At 47.6% G+C, this 15,505-nt stretch carries 10 protein-coding genes; 4 read left to right on the top strand and 6 right to left on the bottom strand.

Features of this window, described 5'->3' with window-relative positions:
- Positions 1-154 precede the first annotated feature (154 nt).
- The gene (locus CHA6605_RS14550) at positions 155-2,164 is read right to left on the bottom strand and encodes an NAD-binding protein (protein WP_015160208.1); all 2,010 of its coding nucleotides are present in this window, start codon (positions 2,162-2,164) and stop codon (positions 155-157) included.
- Between the two features lie 339 nt (positions 2,165-2,503).
- Between CHA6605_RS14550 and CHA6605_RS14545 the strand changes: the two genes are divergently transcribed.
- Together CHA6605_RS14545 and CHA6605_RS35780 are read left to right on the top strand one after the other, a co-directional pair.
- Entirely contained in the window at positions 2,504-3,064 is a 561-nt protein-coding gene (locus CHA6605_RS14545; RefSeq protein WP_015160207.1) for a DVUA0089 family protein, read from the top strand.
- A 123-nt stretch (positions 3,065-3,187) separates the two neighbouring features.
- On the top strand, positions 3,188-8,227 hold the full coding sequence (locus tag CHA6605_RS35780; protein WP_015160206.1) for an ExeM/NucH family extracellular endonuclease: 5,040 nt from the start codon (positions 3,188-3,190) through the stop codon (positions 8,225-8,227).
- Between the two features lie 461 nt (positions 8,228-8,688).
- On the opposite strand, the gene CHA6605_RS14530 is transcribed toward CHA6605_RS35780, so the two are convergent.
- Together CHA6605_RS14530 and CHA6605_RS14525 are read right to left on the bottom strand one after the other, a co-directional pair.
- Positions 8,689-10,353, bottom strand: coding sequence for an asparagine synthetase B family protein (locus tag CHA6605_RS14530; protein ID WP_015160205.1), 1,665 nt, complete (start codon positions 10,351-10,353; stop codon positions 8,689-8,691).
- Positions 10,353-10,970 carry a hypothetical protein gene (locus CHA6605_RS14525; protein WP_015160204.1) on the bottom strand — a complete coding sequence of 206 codons (618 nt, stop codon included), beginning with the start codon at positions 10,968-10,970 and terminating at the stop codon, positions 10,353-10,355. The genes CHA6605_RS14530 and CHA6605_RS14525 overlap by 1 nt, the downstream gene beginning before the upstream one ends.
- Before the next feature lie 375 nt (positions 10,971-11,345).
- Here CHA6605_RS14525 and sat point away from each other — a divergent pair, with 375 nt between their 5' ends.
- Positions 11,346-12,515, top strand: coding sequence for a sulfate adenylyltransferase (sat, locus tag CHA6605_RS14520; protein WP_015160203.1), 1,170 nt, complete (start codon positions 11,346-11,348; stop codon positions 12,513-12,515).
- A 65-nt stretch (positions 12,516-12,580) separates the two neighbouring features.
- On the top strand, positions 12,581-13,033 hold the full coding sequence (locus tag CHA6605_RS14515) for a hypothetical protein (RefSeq protein WP_015160202.1): 453 nt from the start codon (positions 12,581-12,583) through the stop codon (positions 13,031-13,033).
- 219 nt (positions 13,034-13,252) lie between these two features.
- On the opposite strand, the gene CHA6605_RS14510 is transcribed toward CHA6605_RS14515, so the two are convergent.
- The 3 genes from CHA6605_RS14510 to CHA6605_RS14500 all read right to left on the bottom strand — a co-directional run bounded on the left by CHA6605_RS14510 (position 13,253) and on the right by CHA6605_RS14500 (position 15,477).
- Positions 13,253-14,125: an S-methyl-5'-thioadenosine phosphorylase gene (locus CHA6605_RS14510; protein ID WP_015160201.1), complete on the bottom strand. Its 873-nt coding sequence runs from the start codon at positions 14,123-14,125 to the stop codon at positions 13,253-13,255.
- Between the two features lie 133 nt (positions 14,126-14,258).
- Positions 14,259-14,669, bottom strand: coding sequence for a hypothetical protein (locus tag CHA6605_RS14505; protein ID WP_015160200.1), 411 nt, complete (start codon positions 14,667-14,669; stop codon positions 14,259-14,261).
- A gap of 229 nt (positions 14,670-14,898) precedes the next feature.
- A complete protein-coding gene (locus tag CHA6605_RS14500; protein ID WP_015160199.1) occupies positions 14,899-15,477 on the bottom strand; it encodes a prolyl hydroxylase family protein in 579 nt (192 codons plus the stop codon).
- Between the last annotated feature and the right edge of the window lie 28 nt (positions 15,478-15,505).

Here is a 15,505-nt window from a genome sequence, read left to right as displayed (position 1 = left end):
GAATTTTGGTAGCTCAACTGAGCGTAGTTTGGCATGGTTTTTCCATCGATGCGAGTATAATCGATCGCATCGATCTGTTCGGATCGTTAAGATTTTTTATTTAAAATCTAAAAATCTAGTTCTTAACTACTTGTTAATCAAATTATCTTATTTCTTAAATTAAAGATAACCTTTGGGCGATCGGGTCGATCGGTCTGATTTTGGCTTTGACGCGCACCTTTTCTAACGCATAAACTAATCGTTGGGCTTGATGCTGATAGAGTGGAACATTCAAAATTCCTGGTAAATTTTCCATTAAATCTCTAGCGATCCGCAGCGAACAACCGGAGATGCGTCCGATAATATTTGCCCCCTCAAAAGTAGATTCTGCGGTCATCGCTAGCTCGACCTCAACATACCAAAATTTGGGGTGTCGATCGCCGATATCGATTCGGCGCAGACTCTCTGTCGTTGCCAAGACTACCAATCGATCGCCATTTGCTAGCAAAATATCGTCGGTAGGCATTAAGGTTTCGGGATGGGAATTGCGCTGGTGCAGAATGGGCACTACCCCATAACCATAGGCAACTTCAGCTAGCAACAATCGATCGAGTGTGTCGCCTGATTCGATCGCGTATTCAGTGACTAAAATAGTCTGCCGATCGCTGTGGAATAAATTCAGAATATTTTCGCCAAATGCCGCTCCAGCAAACACTTCTGCCGATACTGTGTGCATCCCCAACACGCGAGCAGTTGGCAGCGTTTTTGTCAGATGTTGGCTCAATCTTTGTCCCGATGTCCGAATTATTAGATCGAGCTGCGGATCGATCGATTGCACCATTAAGGCAACTTCCAGATTGAGCATTTCATCATCGGTGACGATAATGACGCTTTTGGCAGTCGGGAGATTGGCTTGTGCTAGGGATTGGGCGATATTGCCCGTAATTATCGGCAGATCTGGCAAGAGCGTACTGTTGATATCTGGCTGCAATGTCACGCCTACGACAGCTTGCTTGAATTGCTGTAGCAACAGGGCTACTTGTTGTCCGACTCGTCCTAAACCCACGATGATGATGTGGTTCTGTTGGGGCACGGGCGGTCGCTGCTTGACAAATTGAAATTTGGATGACAAGAGAGATTCGGTGAGGACTGCATACAACACGCCCACAAAAGCCGTACCAGCCAGACTCAAGACGAGGGCGAATGTTTGCAGCCACCAGGGAATCATCGAAATTTGCTCGAAGTCGCCAAATAAATCGCCATAGCCCCCTAAAAGTAAGATTGCTGAGGCATAAAATGCCGATACCCAAGTCGTGTTGGGATGATATTGATGAAAGAGGACGGTGGCGATCGCCAGTAACACTATGACAATCAGACAACAAATTAGAGCCACGCGGTGGACTTGTTGCTGAAAGTTCGATCGCCAAAACCGCATAAATCGATCGGCAGCTTGGCGCGCCCAGCGAGCGATCTGAGGTTGTTTGGTTTTTTTGCCAGCCGCAATCGGTCGATCTGGGGTGGCGTGCAGTGAAAATCGATCGGCAAGTTCGATATAAGTAACTACATCGCCAGCCGTAACTAGCTCTTCAAACGGCCATTGGTAGAAACCTAAATCGGTTGCAGATCCGTTGTGGGCGAGTAGCTTTTGGCTGCGCGTATTAATTTCGTGTAGCCGACGGGCATTGCACCAAGGATGGTCGGGACTCATGCGTTGTCGCACGACCCGCAACCAGTAACCATCTAAATTAAAAAAGCCCACGGTATCTGTACCCAGTGCGGCAATGGCAAAGGAGTGAGCGGGAAGTTCGATCGGTTCGTAGGCGATAAAATTGCCGAGTTGTTGGCTTAATAATCGATTGAGATTGGTTTTTGCCGATCGCACGACTAGCCGCGTCTGCGGGTTGAGTTGGCGGATGGCTAGGGCAATTTCGGCATTGACTCCCTCATTACTAGTGACAATCAGGGCGGCGCGACAAGCTTGGATTTGGGCTTGGGCTAACACGTTATTTTCCCGACAATCGCCAATGATGAGATCGTCTAATAAATTGACTAAATTTGGAACTTCCCAACTTTGAGGAGCTACCTGTTCGATCGCGACGATCTTCACGCCAAATTGTTGGAGTGCCAGCACGCAGTGTTGACCGAGGCTACCCAAACCACATACCAAAAAACGATTCAATTTCATGCGCTTTGTGCCGATCGAGTATGGGCGTTGCTGGGTTGCGGGACGATCGTTCGCTTCGCGAAACTTTTGATGCCCTGAAGCCTAAAGCCTGCTCATACACTGCTCCAGCAATACCTATTTTTAAGTGTAGTTTGGCAATGTTGCAGGTGAATGAAAATTCTATAACAAAGTTACGTCATCGATCGAGATATTATCCAGTGTGACTCGCACATACAGCTATCCGATTTAAGCTCGGTGCTAACAACACATCGATTTGTAAAAATGGTGCTCGATCCAACCCGATCGGTGTAGTGAGGCCATTGGCGCGATCGATTATCGAACACGCTCATCTGTAAAACAATGAATAAATTCACGATCGCGACAATATTAGGAATTACAACAACAGCTACTCTAGTCACACTAGTTGCGCCTGCTTATGGGGCATCTTTGACCGGATCGCTAGCCAATGCCGATGCGATCGCCTCCTTACCGTTTAATTCAGATGGCTCGGAACTAACCTTTAGATCGTTGAGCTACAATGGCGGCACCAATGCTGCGGGAACGGTAATTCCGGCGGGGGGATTCAGCCCAGTGCTGACGATATTTACTGCAAGTGGTAGCTATTTCAACGAATACACCGATGTTGAAGATTTGAACTTCACAGCGACCTTGTTACCTGGAAACTATCAAGCGGTCATCAGTACATTCGGCAGATTTTTTGACTCTGCAAATAAAACAAACATTTCGCAAGGTTTCGATGGAAGCGGTGATTTTTTCGGTCGAAATGCAAATTATGCAGTGGATATCGTCGCGGTACCAGAACCTTCGAGTTCGATCGGCATTATGTTAGCTGGATTGTCCGCATTTAAATTAAAACGCAAATTAGTCGCAGCTAAAAAAGCTGGTCTGGATAGGCTTTAAGCTCTAGGGAATTAGGGATTTTGCGTAATTGAGACAGTAAGACAGCTCGTATATCGAAATTTTTCAGCGATCTAAATTAAATTTTTTGCAACAATTTTCTCTACAAATAACAGAGGTATCTTCGTGGCTTTAGCAGCAGGAAATATTGCATTTGTGGGCTTTAATGCCGATGGTAATGACAACATTGCATTTGTAGCACTGACCGATATTGGCAGTGGCGAACAAATTATTTTTGAAGATAACGAATGGAATGGTACGGCTTTTACCGATACTAATGAAAGTGCATTTAGTTGGACGGCAACCGCGAGCGTACCCGCAGGGACGATCGTCAGAATCGACAACGTTGGGACTGGGACGATCTCGGCTAATATCGGTACTGCATCTACGCCAGTCGCTGGTCGCGGTACCAATCGCGGTATTGCTGCTGCGGATGAGACGATCTATGCCTATCAGGGCACTGCGGCAGCACCTACTTTTATTGCGGCAATTGCCAATGGTGGTTTTAGTGCGGCGAATGGAGTGCTGACAAATACAGGTTTGACTGTCGGTGTCAATGCGATCGATCTCAGCGGCGTGGATGATGATGCCGATATCGCTGCTTATAATGGCTCTCGTACCGGACAAGCTTCATTTCCTGGCTATCTGGCGGCGATTAATAATCCCGCCAACTGGCAAACGCAGGACGGGACTGGAGACCAGGGGATCGATGGTACTGCCCCAGATGTCCCTTTTAGTGCTACAGCATTTACGATCGCCGGGGGAAATCCGACTGTCAATCTGTCTGCGAGTGCGAATGCGGGTAGCGAAACCGGAACCACCGTTATTACGCTCACTGCGACCGCTGCTAGTGCTGTAGTTGGCGACCAGTCTGTGACTATTGCCGCCACAGGTACCAATATTACTGCTGGCGACTATACGCTCAGTAACTCAACGATCGCAATTCCCAATGGTCAAACTACAGGTTCTGTCACTTTTACAGTGGTAGATGATGCCCTGCTAGAAGGCTCCGAAACCGCTGTGCTCACCATTAGCAATCCATCGGCGGGAATTACATTGGGTAGTACGACGACGCAAAATATCACGATCGCCGATAATGAATCGGGTCCGACGTTAAATCTCTCTGTCAGCAGCAATGCGGGCACCGAAGCCAATACAACCGCGATTACGGTAACAGCCACAGCAGACAGTGCCGTTACGGGCAATCAGACAGTGGCTTTAGACGTTACAGGTACTGGAATTACTGCGGGTGATTACTACCTCACCAGCAATACGATTACCATCCCCACTGGTCAAACAAGCGGCTCGGTAACATTCATTGTGGCCGATGACGCGATCGCCGAAGGGAGTGAAACTGCTACCCTGACGATCGGTACACCTTCGGCAGGAATCACCTTGGGTAGCACGATCGCCCAAAATATCACGATCGCCAACAACGACAGTAGTTTCCTCAAAAAAGTTGGCAGCATTACCAGTGCAAATGGGGCGGAGATTCCGGCATTCGATCCGGTTAGCGATCGGTTATTTGTCGTAGCTGGAACCATCGTAGAAACTTATACTGTCAGTAACTCTGGGGCGTTGACCGCAGCCAGTCCATTAGCGATCGGATTTACGCCACCTGCCGGGACTGTGGCCCTTCCCAATAGTGTCGCGGTGAAGAATGGCATCGTCGCGGTGGCCTATGCGGTTCAGAATACGACGACCAATGCCCAACAAGTCGGTCGGGTGAGTTTTTATAATGCCGCTGATGGTGCATTTTTGAAGGACGTTGCAGTCGGCTTTTTGCCCGATATGCTTACCTTTACCCCCGATGGCACAAAGGTTTTGGTAGCGAATGAGGGCGAACCTAACAGCTACGGGCAATCCAACTCCTTCGATCCTGAAGGTTCGGTGAGCGTCATCAATATTGCGGCTGGTGTTGCAAATGCCACAGTGCAAAATGCGACCTTCACTAGTTTCAATAGTCAGATTACATCGCTCAAAGCGGCTGGCGTGAGGATTACTGGCCCTGGCTCGACGGTAGCGCAGGATCTCGAACCAGAATATATTGCCGTAGCCCCAGATGGTCTGACGGCCCGGATTACCCTGCAAGAAAATAACGCGATCGCGATTCTCGATATTGCCACAGCGACGATTACTAGCATTCAGCCCCTCGGCACCAAGAACCATAACCTTCCTGGCAATGGCTTTGATGCGAGCGATCGGGATTTGACTAGTAGCGCGGGTAAAATCAATATCCAGAACTGGCCCGTTTTTGGTTTGTATCAACCCGACGCGATCGCTAGCTACACCGTCAACGGTCAAACTTACTACATCACCGCCAATGAAGGTGATGCGCGCGACTACACTGGGTTTAGTGAAGAAATTCGGGTCGGTGCGGCAGGATATGTTTTAGATCCGACAGCCTTTCCTAACGCCGCGACATTAAAGCAGAATGCCAATCTAGGCCGATTGCAGCTAACCAACGCCACGGGCGACACCGATGGCGATGGGGACTTCGATCGGATTGAAGCCTTGGGTGCGAGATCCTTTTCGATTTGGAATTCGAGTGGTGGTTTGGTTTTCGATAGCGGCGATCGATTCGAGCAAATTACTGCGACTAAAACCCCAACGTTATTTAACTCCGATGGATCGGCTGCCAGCTTTGATACCCGCAGCGACAATAAAGGCCCAGAACCGGAAGGTGTGGTCGTTGGTGTCATTAACAATCGCACTTACGCCTTTATTGGACTAGAACGAACCGGGGATGTCATGGTTTATGACGTTACCAATCCGATCGCGCCCACTTTTATTCAGTACATCAACACACCGGAAGATGTCGGGGTCGAAGGGCTGACATTTGTCTCTGCCGCTGATAGCCCCACGGGCAAGCCTTTGCTCATCACCGCCAACGAAATCAGTAAAACTGTTGGCCTATTTGAAGTTATCGTGCCACCACGGATTAGCGATATTCAAGGTAGTGGCGCAGCCGCTACGGCGGGAATATTCACGATCGAAGGAATTGTCGTCGGCGACTTCCAAGGCACCGGACAACTCGGCGGCTTTTATCTTCAAGAAGAAGATAGCGATGCCGATGGCAATCCGCTCACATCTGAGGGGATTTTTGTTAACTCCCTCACGGCGGTGAATGTCGGCGACAAAGTGCGCGTCACGGGGACAGTTGCCGAAAATGCTTCTACTCCCTCCTTCAACCAAGCGGTAATTACACCGACAACAGCAGCCGATGTCAGCGTCCTGGCAACCGGACAACAGGCGTTGGTTACGCCCACCGTCCTAGATCTGCCGTTGGCTACTGTGGGCGATTTAGAACGCTATGAAGGGATGTTAATTACCATCCCCGAAACCCTCACCGTTACTGAAGTCTTTAACTTAGGTCGCTTTGGGGAAGTTTCCCTAGCTGCTGACGGTCGCTTATTCAATCCGACCAACATCATCGATCCCAACGATGCGAGCGCATCGGGTACAACTTCGACAGGAACGAGCAACGTTGCGGCGGTAACTGCTCAACAAGATCTCAACAATCGCCGTCGGATTCTCTTAGATGATGGTAGTACCTTGTCTAATCTCAGCGATGTCCCCTATATCGACACCACCGACGCAAATCCGGCTAACGATACCCTCCGCATTGGTAGCACGACTACCGGACTGACTGGCGTGCTGGGATTTGGCTTTAGCAACTACCGAATTCAACCCACTCAAGCACCAGTTTTCAACTACGAACCGCGTCCGGCCTTGCCCGATGTCGGCGGTGGTATTAAAGTTGGTAGTTTCAACGTCCTCAACTATTTCAACGGCGATGGTGCGGGCGGTGGTTTCCCGACTTCGCGGGGTGCGGATAGTCCAGTTGAGTTTAGCCGTCAGCGCGATAAAATCATCTCAGCCATCAAAGATTTGAATGCCGATGTCGTCGGTCTGATCGAGATGGAAAACGATGGCGATGGGACTAATTCGGCGATCGTCGATCTGGTGAATGGCTTGAATGCAGCGATCGGATCTAACACCTACGACTATATCAAACTGGCAAATACCACTGGTAGCCCTGGTACCGATGAAATTAAGGTCGCCTTCATCTACAAGCCTGGTGCGGTTACTCCCGTTGGTAATGCCGTCTATTTCAACGATCCGGCATTTACCTCTCTCGGTCGTCCGCCTCTAGCTCAAACATTCATTAACAATGCCTCTGGCGAAAAGTTTACCCCCATCGTCAACCACTTTAAGTCTAAGAGTGCCACTGGGGCAACTGGAGCCGACTTAGACCAAAATGACGGACAGGGAGCTTATAATGCTACCCGCAAAGTCCAATCTACCGCCCTCCTCAACTTCGTCAGCCAAATGCAAACCGCTTCTGGCGACAGCGATGTGATGGTATTAGGCGATCTCAATGCCTACAACGAAGAAGATCCGATCGATATCCTCCGCGCTGGTGGCTTAACCAAGCTGAATACTACGAGCGATTCCTTCGTCTTTGATGGTCAGACAGGCTCCCTCGACCACGCCCTAGTCACATCTAGCCTGCTGGCTCAAGTCACGGGTGCTGCCAAGTGGAATATCAACTCCTCCGAGCCGATCGTGTTGGACTATAACGATGATATTCTCTCCACGGGTGAAGGTGCCGCCGAGGCTCGCAATGATACTAGCCTGTATCGACTCGATCGATTCCGTTCCTCCGACCACGATCCGGTCTTAGCTGGATTGAATCTCAAGCCGATTGGTGGCAATCCTGGAACTGACAACCAAGTCGGTACCAATGGTAGCGATACCCTCTTTGGTAATGCGGGTAATGACATTATTAATGGTGGCGGCGGTAATGATTTTATTATTGGTGGTGCTGGAGTCGATTTACTCTTTGGCGGTGCGGGTAACGATACTTTTGTTTACTATGCTGCCAATGAAGGTTATGACAAAATCAATGACTTCGTGGTGGGACAAGATCGATTTAGTATCTCCCGTTCCGGTTTTGGTGTTAATGATGCGTTAGGAGTCTTGGCTGCTTCCCGATTCACGATCGGATCGTCTGCATCCACAGCCGACCACCGATTTATCTACAACAATAACTCTGGCGTGTTATCCTTCGATGCTGATGGAGTTGGCGGTGCTGCCCAAGTCCGCATCGCTCAATTAGTCGGTCTCCCTGCTTTGACTAATAATAGTTTCTCGTTGTTCTAATTAGTTGCTATTAACAACAACAGGAGCAACTTATAAATTGCTCCTGTTTTTTATGCGATCGCTTTAATCATCGCTTTAAACTTATTGCGATCTCCTTAGCAATGTTTGCTAATGCAAACTCAGTTACTCATTAAGACGTATTTTAGGAAAGCCAGTTGCTTTGTTAGAATTTATAGCCGTTCTCTAATATGTCCGGCGATCGCGTATGGGCATCTGGCGATCGATTATCTGGGATCGATCGACATATCAATACATAAAAATTTATCTCTCAAGAGCTAACTATTTATTTAAAAAGTGAGAAAAAATCTAGATAACCTCGATCGCTAATCAAAATGCTCGATCTAATTCCCGATCGAACCGCATATTTACCAATACTCCGAGAATAGCGATTCAAGCATGTAATGCCGATTATTAAGAATGCCCAAAGTCCTTCGGCAATCGATTCACTAATAACCCAATTATCAATTATCAATTAACTTAAGGTTCTGGAGCAATCGCCAGAGCGGTTGCGGTAGCCAAAACGGATGACGCCAACTTTTACTCGTTGGCGGTTCTCCTAATACCTGAATCCGCCACTGCTCCCACATAATAATTAACCATAATATCTCCCCAATCCGCCGACCTTGGAGCGTGCCGCCAAACTTGCCGCTGACTAATCTGGCTGCAATATCTAGTTGCCAATATCCCGCTCGTTCCAAGACTCGTGGATTCAACCATGTGCCCAGATCCGACCATAATTCCTGAAATAACCATGCTGTCAGCGGTACGCCCATCCCGCGTTTCGTGCGCCAGACAATTTCGGGTGGGAGCAGATGTTCGACTGCGCGCTTGAGGATGTATTTTTCGCAGGCACCTTGGAGATGGAGGGTGCCAGAGACGCCAAACGTCCATTGGGCTAAAGGTAAATCGCAGAAGATCGATCGCACTTTTAAGCCATGCCAACGCGCCAAATTAGTCGCGCGGGGATGGATATTTTGGGCACCTTTGAGCATCAGGCTGGCACGTCGCAGGCGGTGGAGCAGTTCGGGGGCACGCTGGGAATCTAGCGCGTCACCGAGCCAATTTGCGGGCGATAAGGACTCAATTCGATCGAGGATCTGCGGCTGAAAAGATTGACTCTCGTAGCCGTAGAGCCGATGAAATGTCTGGAGATATGGCTCGATGAGATCGGGACTGCCCCCATACATACTCGCCGCAATCAGGGGTTTATTCGTCCAACCCGCAAATAGTTGATCGCCGCCTTCCCCATTGAAAATTACGGATACTTCTCGGCTGGCGGCTTGACAGAGTAGGTACAGCGGCACTGTGACGCCATCGCCATAGGGCGAGTCTAGCGCGCGAACGGTAGCATCTAACGATCGACGTACTAGTTTGGGGCTGACAGGTACTTTAATTAGGGGAATCTGGAGATAACTCGCTACCTGCTCGGCATAAGGATATTCAGAAATTCCCGCTTCGCCAAAGTCGAGGGAATAAGCACGAACTTTGATGCCATTTTTAACTAAAAGTGCGGTGACGATCGAAGAATCCAATCCGCCAGATAAAAGAACGCCGACGGGTGCATCTGATAAATCTTGAATTTGACATTCGACGGCAGATTGTAATAAACCTTGCAACCGATCGATCGCAGTGGGTTCGTCAGTCAGTTGTTGAGGTGAATGTTGCCAGCAATTTTTAGTAACTGTAACTGGCGTAAAAGTCTCCAAGGATAGCGATATTTCCGTGCCTGCGGCGACTGCCTGAATACCACTAATCGGTGTTAATGGTGTCGGAACATAAGAACAGCAACTATAGCCATAAAAACCTGCTACATCGATTGCCGATCGATCTAATAGTGGTAACAATAATTGCAAGTGAGTACTAAACCAAATTACTCGATCGCTTTCCGTCCAATATAACGGCATCCGCCCGAAAGGTTCTCGACCCAAAATTAGATTTTTATCTTGCAATCTCACCCAGCAGTCTAGATCTAGTCCTGAAGCAGAGCAGCCTAGTGGTAGCTTGCCTAATGGTCGAACGGGTGCCTGAAGTAGACTTGTAAGTAAATGAGATCGATCGATCTGTCCCCAATAACCAACTAGTTGCCCCGATCCAATTACGATACCACTATTGAAATTTTGACCCATTAGTTGACATCAAATGGCGATTGTTCGATAATACGATCGCCGACTTTCATTTGAACTATCCATGCTCCAGTCGCTGCATTAGCAGGTAATTGGTAACGACATTGAGTGTTCCAGACGGGAGTAGTAATATTTTTGGTGTCGTAACGATTGGTGTGGACAACTTTACCAGTAGGATCGAGCCAATTGCAGGTAAGATTCAATGTCTCGCCGACAGGTGCATCATTGAGCGTAACTCGATAGGCGATCGCCGCGCCGCGATCGACTGCTTGCAGATTTTCACCATTATCTTGAACCAAGGTAATCCGATCTTGAGTGGCAGTAATTTTTGCTAGCGAACTCGATCGAGTTTGGAAGAACATACCAGTCCCAATGACGATCGCGACTAACGCCGCAATACTCGCGATCGCAATGCCCCGATTCCGCTGCTGTTGCCGTGCTAAAGCCTCTTTGCGCTGCACTTGCACCATCGCTTCGTCGAGCAGTTCTGGCGGTAAATTCAATTCTTGGAGGATTTTCTGAACTTCCGATCGATCTAATTCTGCTTGCTGTCGATCGGCCAATCGTCCGACTTCGCCCACAATTTGCTCTAGTTGCTGCGCGGTCAATCGTCGTTCCATAATTCATCACCTGCGAGCTATGCTCTTCTATTTTAAATCATAGAGGAAGTAGGGAGTTGGGAGTGAATAGTGAATAGTGAATAGTGAGTAGAAAGTTTGGACGCAAGAGACCCCCATTATCCCACTCTCCCAATATGGTTTTATACAACAGCATAAAAATCTCTTAGTTCACTTAAGTGAACTTTCGTCGTTAGCCCGAAATTCATTTCAGGGCGGTTGAAGACTAAGCACCAAGGTTTTTGCATTTTTGTTTCCGTGTCTGAAACTGCCCATCCACCTATCCTACGGTGTTACAGTCCACCCATCCACCCTCCCGTCCCCTAAAGCTGCTAAAGTAAATGATAAAAATACGTAACAATTGCGAGGGAAGTTAGTTTGAGTCAGCGTTCTGGTATTGCACCTCACGGTGGTGAATTGGTGAATCGCATCGCCACCCCCGCTCAAAAAGCCGAATTTCTAAGTAAAGCCGAACATTTACCTAGAGTCGAATTAGACGAACGGGCATTTTCCGATCTAGTTATGATTGCGATCGGTGCATTTAGTCCACTGACTGGGTTTATGCCAGAAGCAGACTATAACAACGTCGTCCCCAACATGCGGTTGGCGAATGGATTGCCTTGGTCGATTCCGATTACACTTTCAGTTACTGAAGCTGTAGCCGCACCTTTAGAAATCGGCTCGCTCGTGCGTTTGGATGATAACACGGGTCGATTTGTCGGCGTGTTAGAGCTATCGGAAAAATATACTTACGACAAGAAACAAGAGGCGATTAATGTCTACCGCACGGATGACGAAAAGCATCCCGGCGTCAAAGTCGTTTACGACCAAGGTAATGTTAATTTAGCGGGTGCAGTCTGGTTATTAGAACGCGAAGCACATCCGCAATTTCCCACTTATCAAATCGATCCTGCGGCCTCCCGCGCGCAGTTCCAAGCCAAAGGCTGGAATACGATCGTCGGATTTCAAACCCGCAACCCGATTCACCGCGCGCATGAATACATCCAAAAGTGTGCGATGGAAACCGTCGATGGTTTGTTCTTGCATCCCTTAGTCGGCGCGACGAAGGAAGATGACATCCCCGCAGATGTGCGGATGCGTTGCTACGAGATCATCTTAGAACATTACTATCCTAGCGATCGCGTAATTCTGGGTATCAATCCCGCTGCCATGCGTTATGCTGGGCCGCGCGAAGCTATTTTCCACGCTCTAATTCGCAAAAATTACGGTTGTACCCATTTTATCGTCGGTCGCGATCATGCAGGTGTCGGTGACTACTATGGTACCTACGACGCTCAATATATTTTTAGCGAATTTGAACCAGGCGAACTCGGCATTACGCCAATGATGTTCGAGCACGCGTTCTACTGCAAAGTTACCAAATCGATGGCAACTACCAAAACCAGTCCCAGTACTCCCGAACAACGAGTGCATTTGTCAGGAACGAAAGTCCGCGAACTGCTACGCAAAGGCGAACTACCACCACCAGAATTTTCGCGTCCAGAAGTTGCCGCCGAATTGATTCGTGCCATGCAAGGGAACACATAGGTGGGAATGCACGACTAGCAGGCAGCATCTACCAACTTATCAACCCAGTAAAAATTAATAACAATATGTCCACCAAATTCTCAATTTCTGCTGTTGCGATCGCCGCATTACTAGCCATAACTCACGGATCGATCGCTTCTGCTGAAGTTTATAAAACTAGTAAAAACCAAGTGGTAGTAACTGGCTTAACAGCAAAGCAAAAGTATCCGATCCAGGGGACTAATGCCAAAAACAAACCAGTCAAACGCCAAGATGTCGCAGCCAATACTTGTGGCGAAGCTCTAGTCGATGGTGCGGGCAAGTACAAGACATTGGTTGTTGGTACCCAGAAGATCGATCCTACAACTTTACCTGTTAGAGAACACGCTAAATGTAAGGCGAAAAAGACTGCGGCAGCGGCAACTCTTAAGAAAAAGGCTGGTACCGCTACCAAAACAGTATTACCCACAACTGCAATGCCTTCGACAACTGTACCAACAACCACCGTACCCACAACTACAACACCAGCAGCTAAGTAATATTGTTGTAGATTTGAATCGACCCTGACGGGTCGATCGATAATTATAAAATAAAGGTAGGGGCAATTCATGAATTGCCCCTACCTCTGTTTTAAATCTACTTGCCCTCATCTGTTATTTACTAAATAGTAAATATCAAATAATTGTATGGCGAGCGGTACCCGCCATATAGGTCTTAGATAATTCTTATTGACTAAATATTTACATCCAGCTACTTATTTACAGGTATTTTTTCAGTAATAATTCCAACTTCTGCTTGGTCGCATCTGGTACCTTGTCCAGCGGTGTGATAATTGTATACTTAAGCGCAGAATGTGCATCCGAAACAAATAAATTTGCACTCAGTTTTCGCACTGTTTGTTGAATTACCTGTTGAGCATTACTAGCATTTTTGTGGAGATTCGCGATTATCATATCCACAGTGACACTATCATGGTCTGGATGCCAACAATCGTAGTCAGTAGCTAATGCTAAGGTGGCATAAGCAATCTCTGCTTCTCTAGCCAATTTTGCTTCGGGTAAATTAGTCATGCCAATAATCGTACCCCCTAGCATTCGATACATATTAGATTCAGCTTTGGTAGAAAAGGCTGGCCCTTCCATACACACATAAGTTCCACCTTTGTGCAAACTAATATCTGGTAAATTTAACGACTCGATCGAGTCTGCCAAAACGCCCGATAATTGATGACAAATCGGATCGCCAAAGGCAATATGACCGACAATTCCCTTGCCAAAAAAAGTACTCGTTCGGCTTTTAGTGCGATCGATAAATTGGTCTGGTAATACTAAATCTAATGGCTTAACTTCCGCTTGCAACGAGCCGACAGCCGATGCCGAAATCAGGTACTCGACACCGATTTGTTTCATCGCATAAATATTAGCGCGATACGGAACTTCTGTAGGCGTCAGATGATGATTGCGTCCGTGCCGCGCCAAGAAAGCAACTTCGACGCCATCTAGCTCGCCAACGATAAGATTGTCCGAAGGTTTACCAAAAGGTGTTTCGACACTCACCTCACGTACATTAGTTAAAGCGGACATCTGGTAAAGTCCGCTACCACCAATAATTCCAATTTTGATATCGCTCATTTTTATAATTGATAATTGATAATAGTCAACTTGTAGGGGCGGTGCCTCGTGCCCGCCCTCTAGGGACTACGCTTTTCAAACATCCTCTAAAGCCTAAAGCCTAAAACCTAAAACCTAAAACCTAAAGCCTAACTCAAGGTTTTGGTTTGATTTCACTAATTTTGGTATCGATATCGATTAGGGTATCCAAGACAATTCTTTTAGCATACAACTTCCAGCCCCATCTTTGAATGGCAATTGCAGCGGCGGTGCCACCGATCGCAGCAATAAAATCTAGCGGCTGATTGAGCGAAATTCCAAATAATAAACCCAATCCAGCAATGCCCCAAAATGGCAATGCGACAGTTTGACGTTGAGTTTCGACTATTTTGGCGATGCCGCCAGTGGGCAACTCAGCCTCTAATGCTGCTTTGACTGCCTGCTGCTCGGCTCTGTTTACCGATATACCAATTTTGCGGCGCAATTTCTCGATTTTGCGAGCATCACTGCTGTATTGAGTGAGTTCGTCTTCTGCCATCAATACCAGCCGTTCGTACTGTCCCACAGGTTTATTAATTTATGTAAATATTCATCAGTAATTATAGCCGAGGATGTGGATGTGCATCTAGCAGTCTATGACACAAATCTAGTCACTATCTGGGAGGAGAGCGGGGAGCGGGGATGCGGGGTGAGTGTATGCAAGAAATGCGGTCTAATAATAGTCAAACAGCGATCGTCGCTAGGCCAACGCGATCGAATGGTAGATAAGCCCCGATCGATTTGCTTGACCTCGTTTAAGCGTACAAGACATCCGATCTCAATACGTACTTGACGCCAGCAGTTACTGGAGTACCTTCGTGCCGCCGTTCGTGCCGAAATAGCAATGCCATCCCCACGGTGGGTGTGACAATAAATTCTTGCTTGTGGCTGATGCCATCGACAGCATAATATTCTCGAAATGCTGTATCGCCACCCTCACAAGCATCGTTCAAATAAATCAGATATGAGAGTTTGCTAGTTTGTCCTAATGAATTGGTAACAGCACCATCTTTATGTCTTCTAAATTGTTGTCCGGGATGGTATCGATAAAATCGCAATTGTGGATCGACACTGCAAGGCAGCGATGAGTCGATTGTGGGTAGCAGATGCTGAATGCGCTGCCACATCTGACTTGCCAATGCCGGGTCTTCCATCATAACCCGATCGTTATTTCGGATGTTGGTCATCATCATCGGGCCATCTGTCGTTCTGACGGTGGCTGCTTCAAATCCAATCGCTTCAGCTCGATCGATTAATGATTGACATTCGCCGGGTGAAAAAACAGAATCGATCGTAAATATACCATCATCGATTTTGGTTGCAATTAGATCCATATTCAGACGTCCTACTCAGTCGCACTCT

This window comes from Chamaesiphon minutus PCC 6605 (assembly GCF_000317145.1).
Classification (GTDB): domain Bacteria; phylum Cyanobacteriota; class Cyanobacteriia; order Cyanobacteriales; family Chamaesiphonaceae; genus Chamaesiphon; species Chamaesiphon minutus.
This window is presented reverse-complemented; position numbering and strand designations above follow the sequence as displayed.

Coding starts and splice junctions, on each gene's coding strand:
- CHA6605_RS14550 (WP_015160208.1), bottom strand. CDS start 2,164: ATGAAATTGAATCGTTTTTTGGTATGTGGTTTGGGTAGCCTCGGTCAA.
- CHA6605_RS14545 (WP_015160207.1), top strand. CDS start 2,504: ATGAATAAATTCACGATCGCGACAATATTAGGAATTACAACAACAGCT.
- CHA6605_RS14530 (WP_015160205.1), bottom strand. CDS start 10,353: ATGGGTCAAAATTTCAATAGTGGTATCGTAATTGGATCGGGGCAACTA.
- CHA6605_RS14525 (WP_015160204.1), bottom strand. CDS start 10,970: ATGGAACGACGATTGACCGCGCAGCAACTAGAGCAAATTGTGGGCGAA.
- CHA6605_RS14515 (WP_015160202.1), top strand. CDS start 12,581: ATGTCCACCAAATTCTCAATTTCTGCTGTTGCGATCGCCGCATTACTA.
- CHA6605_RS14510 (WP_015160201.1), bottom strand. CDS start 14,125: ATGAGCGATATCAAAATTGGAATTATTGGTGGTAGCGGACTTTACCAG.
- CHA6605_RS14500 (WP_015160199.1), bottom strand. CDS start 15,477: ATGGATCTAATTGCAACCAAAATCGATGATGGTATATTTACGATCGAT.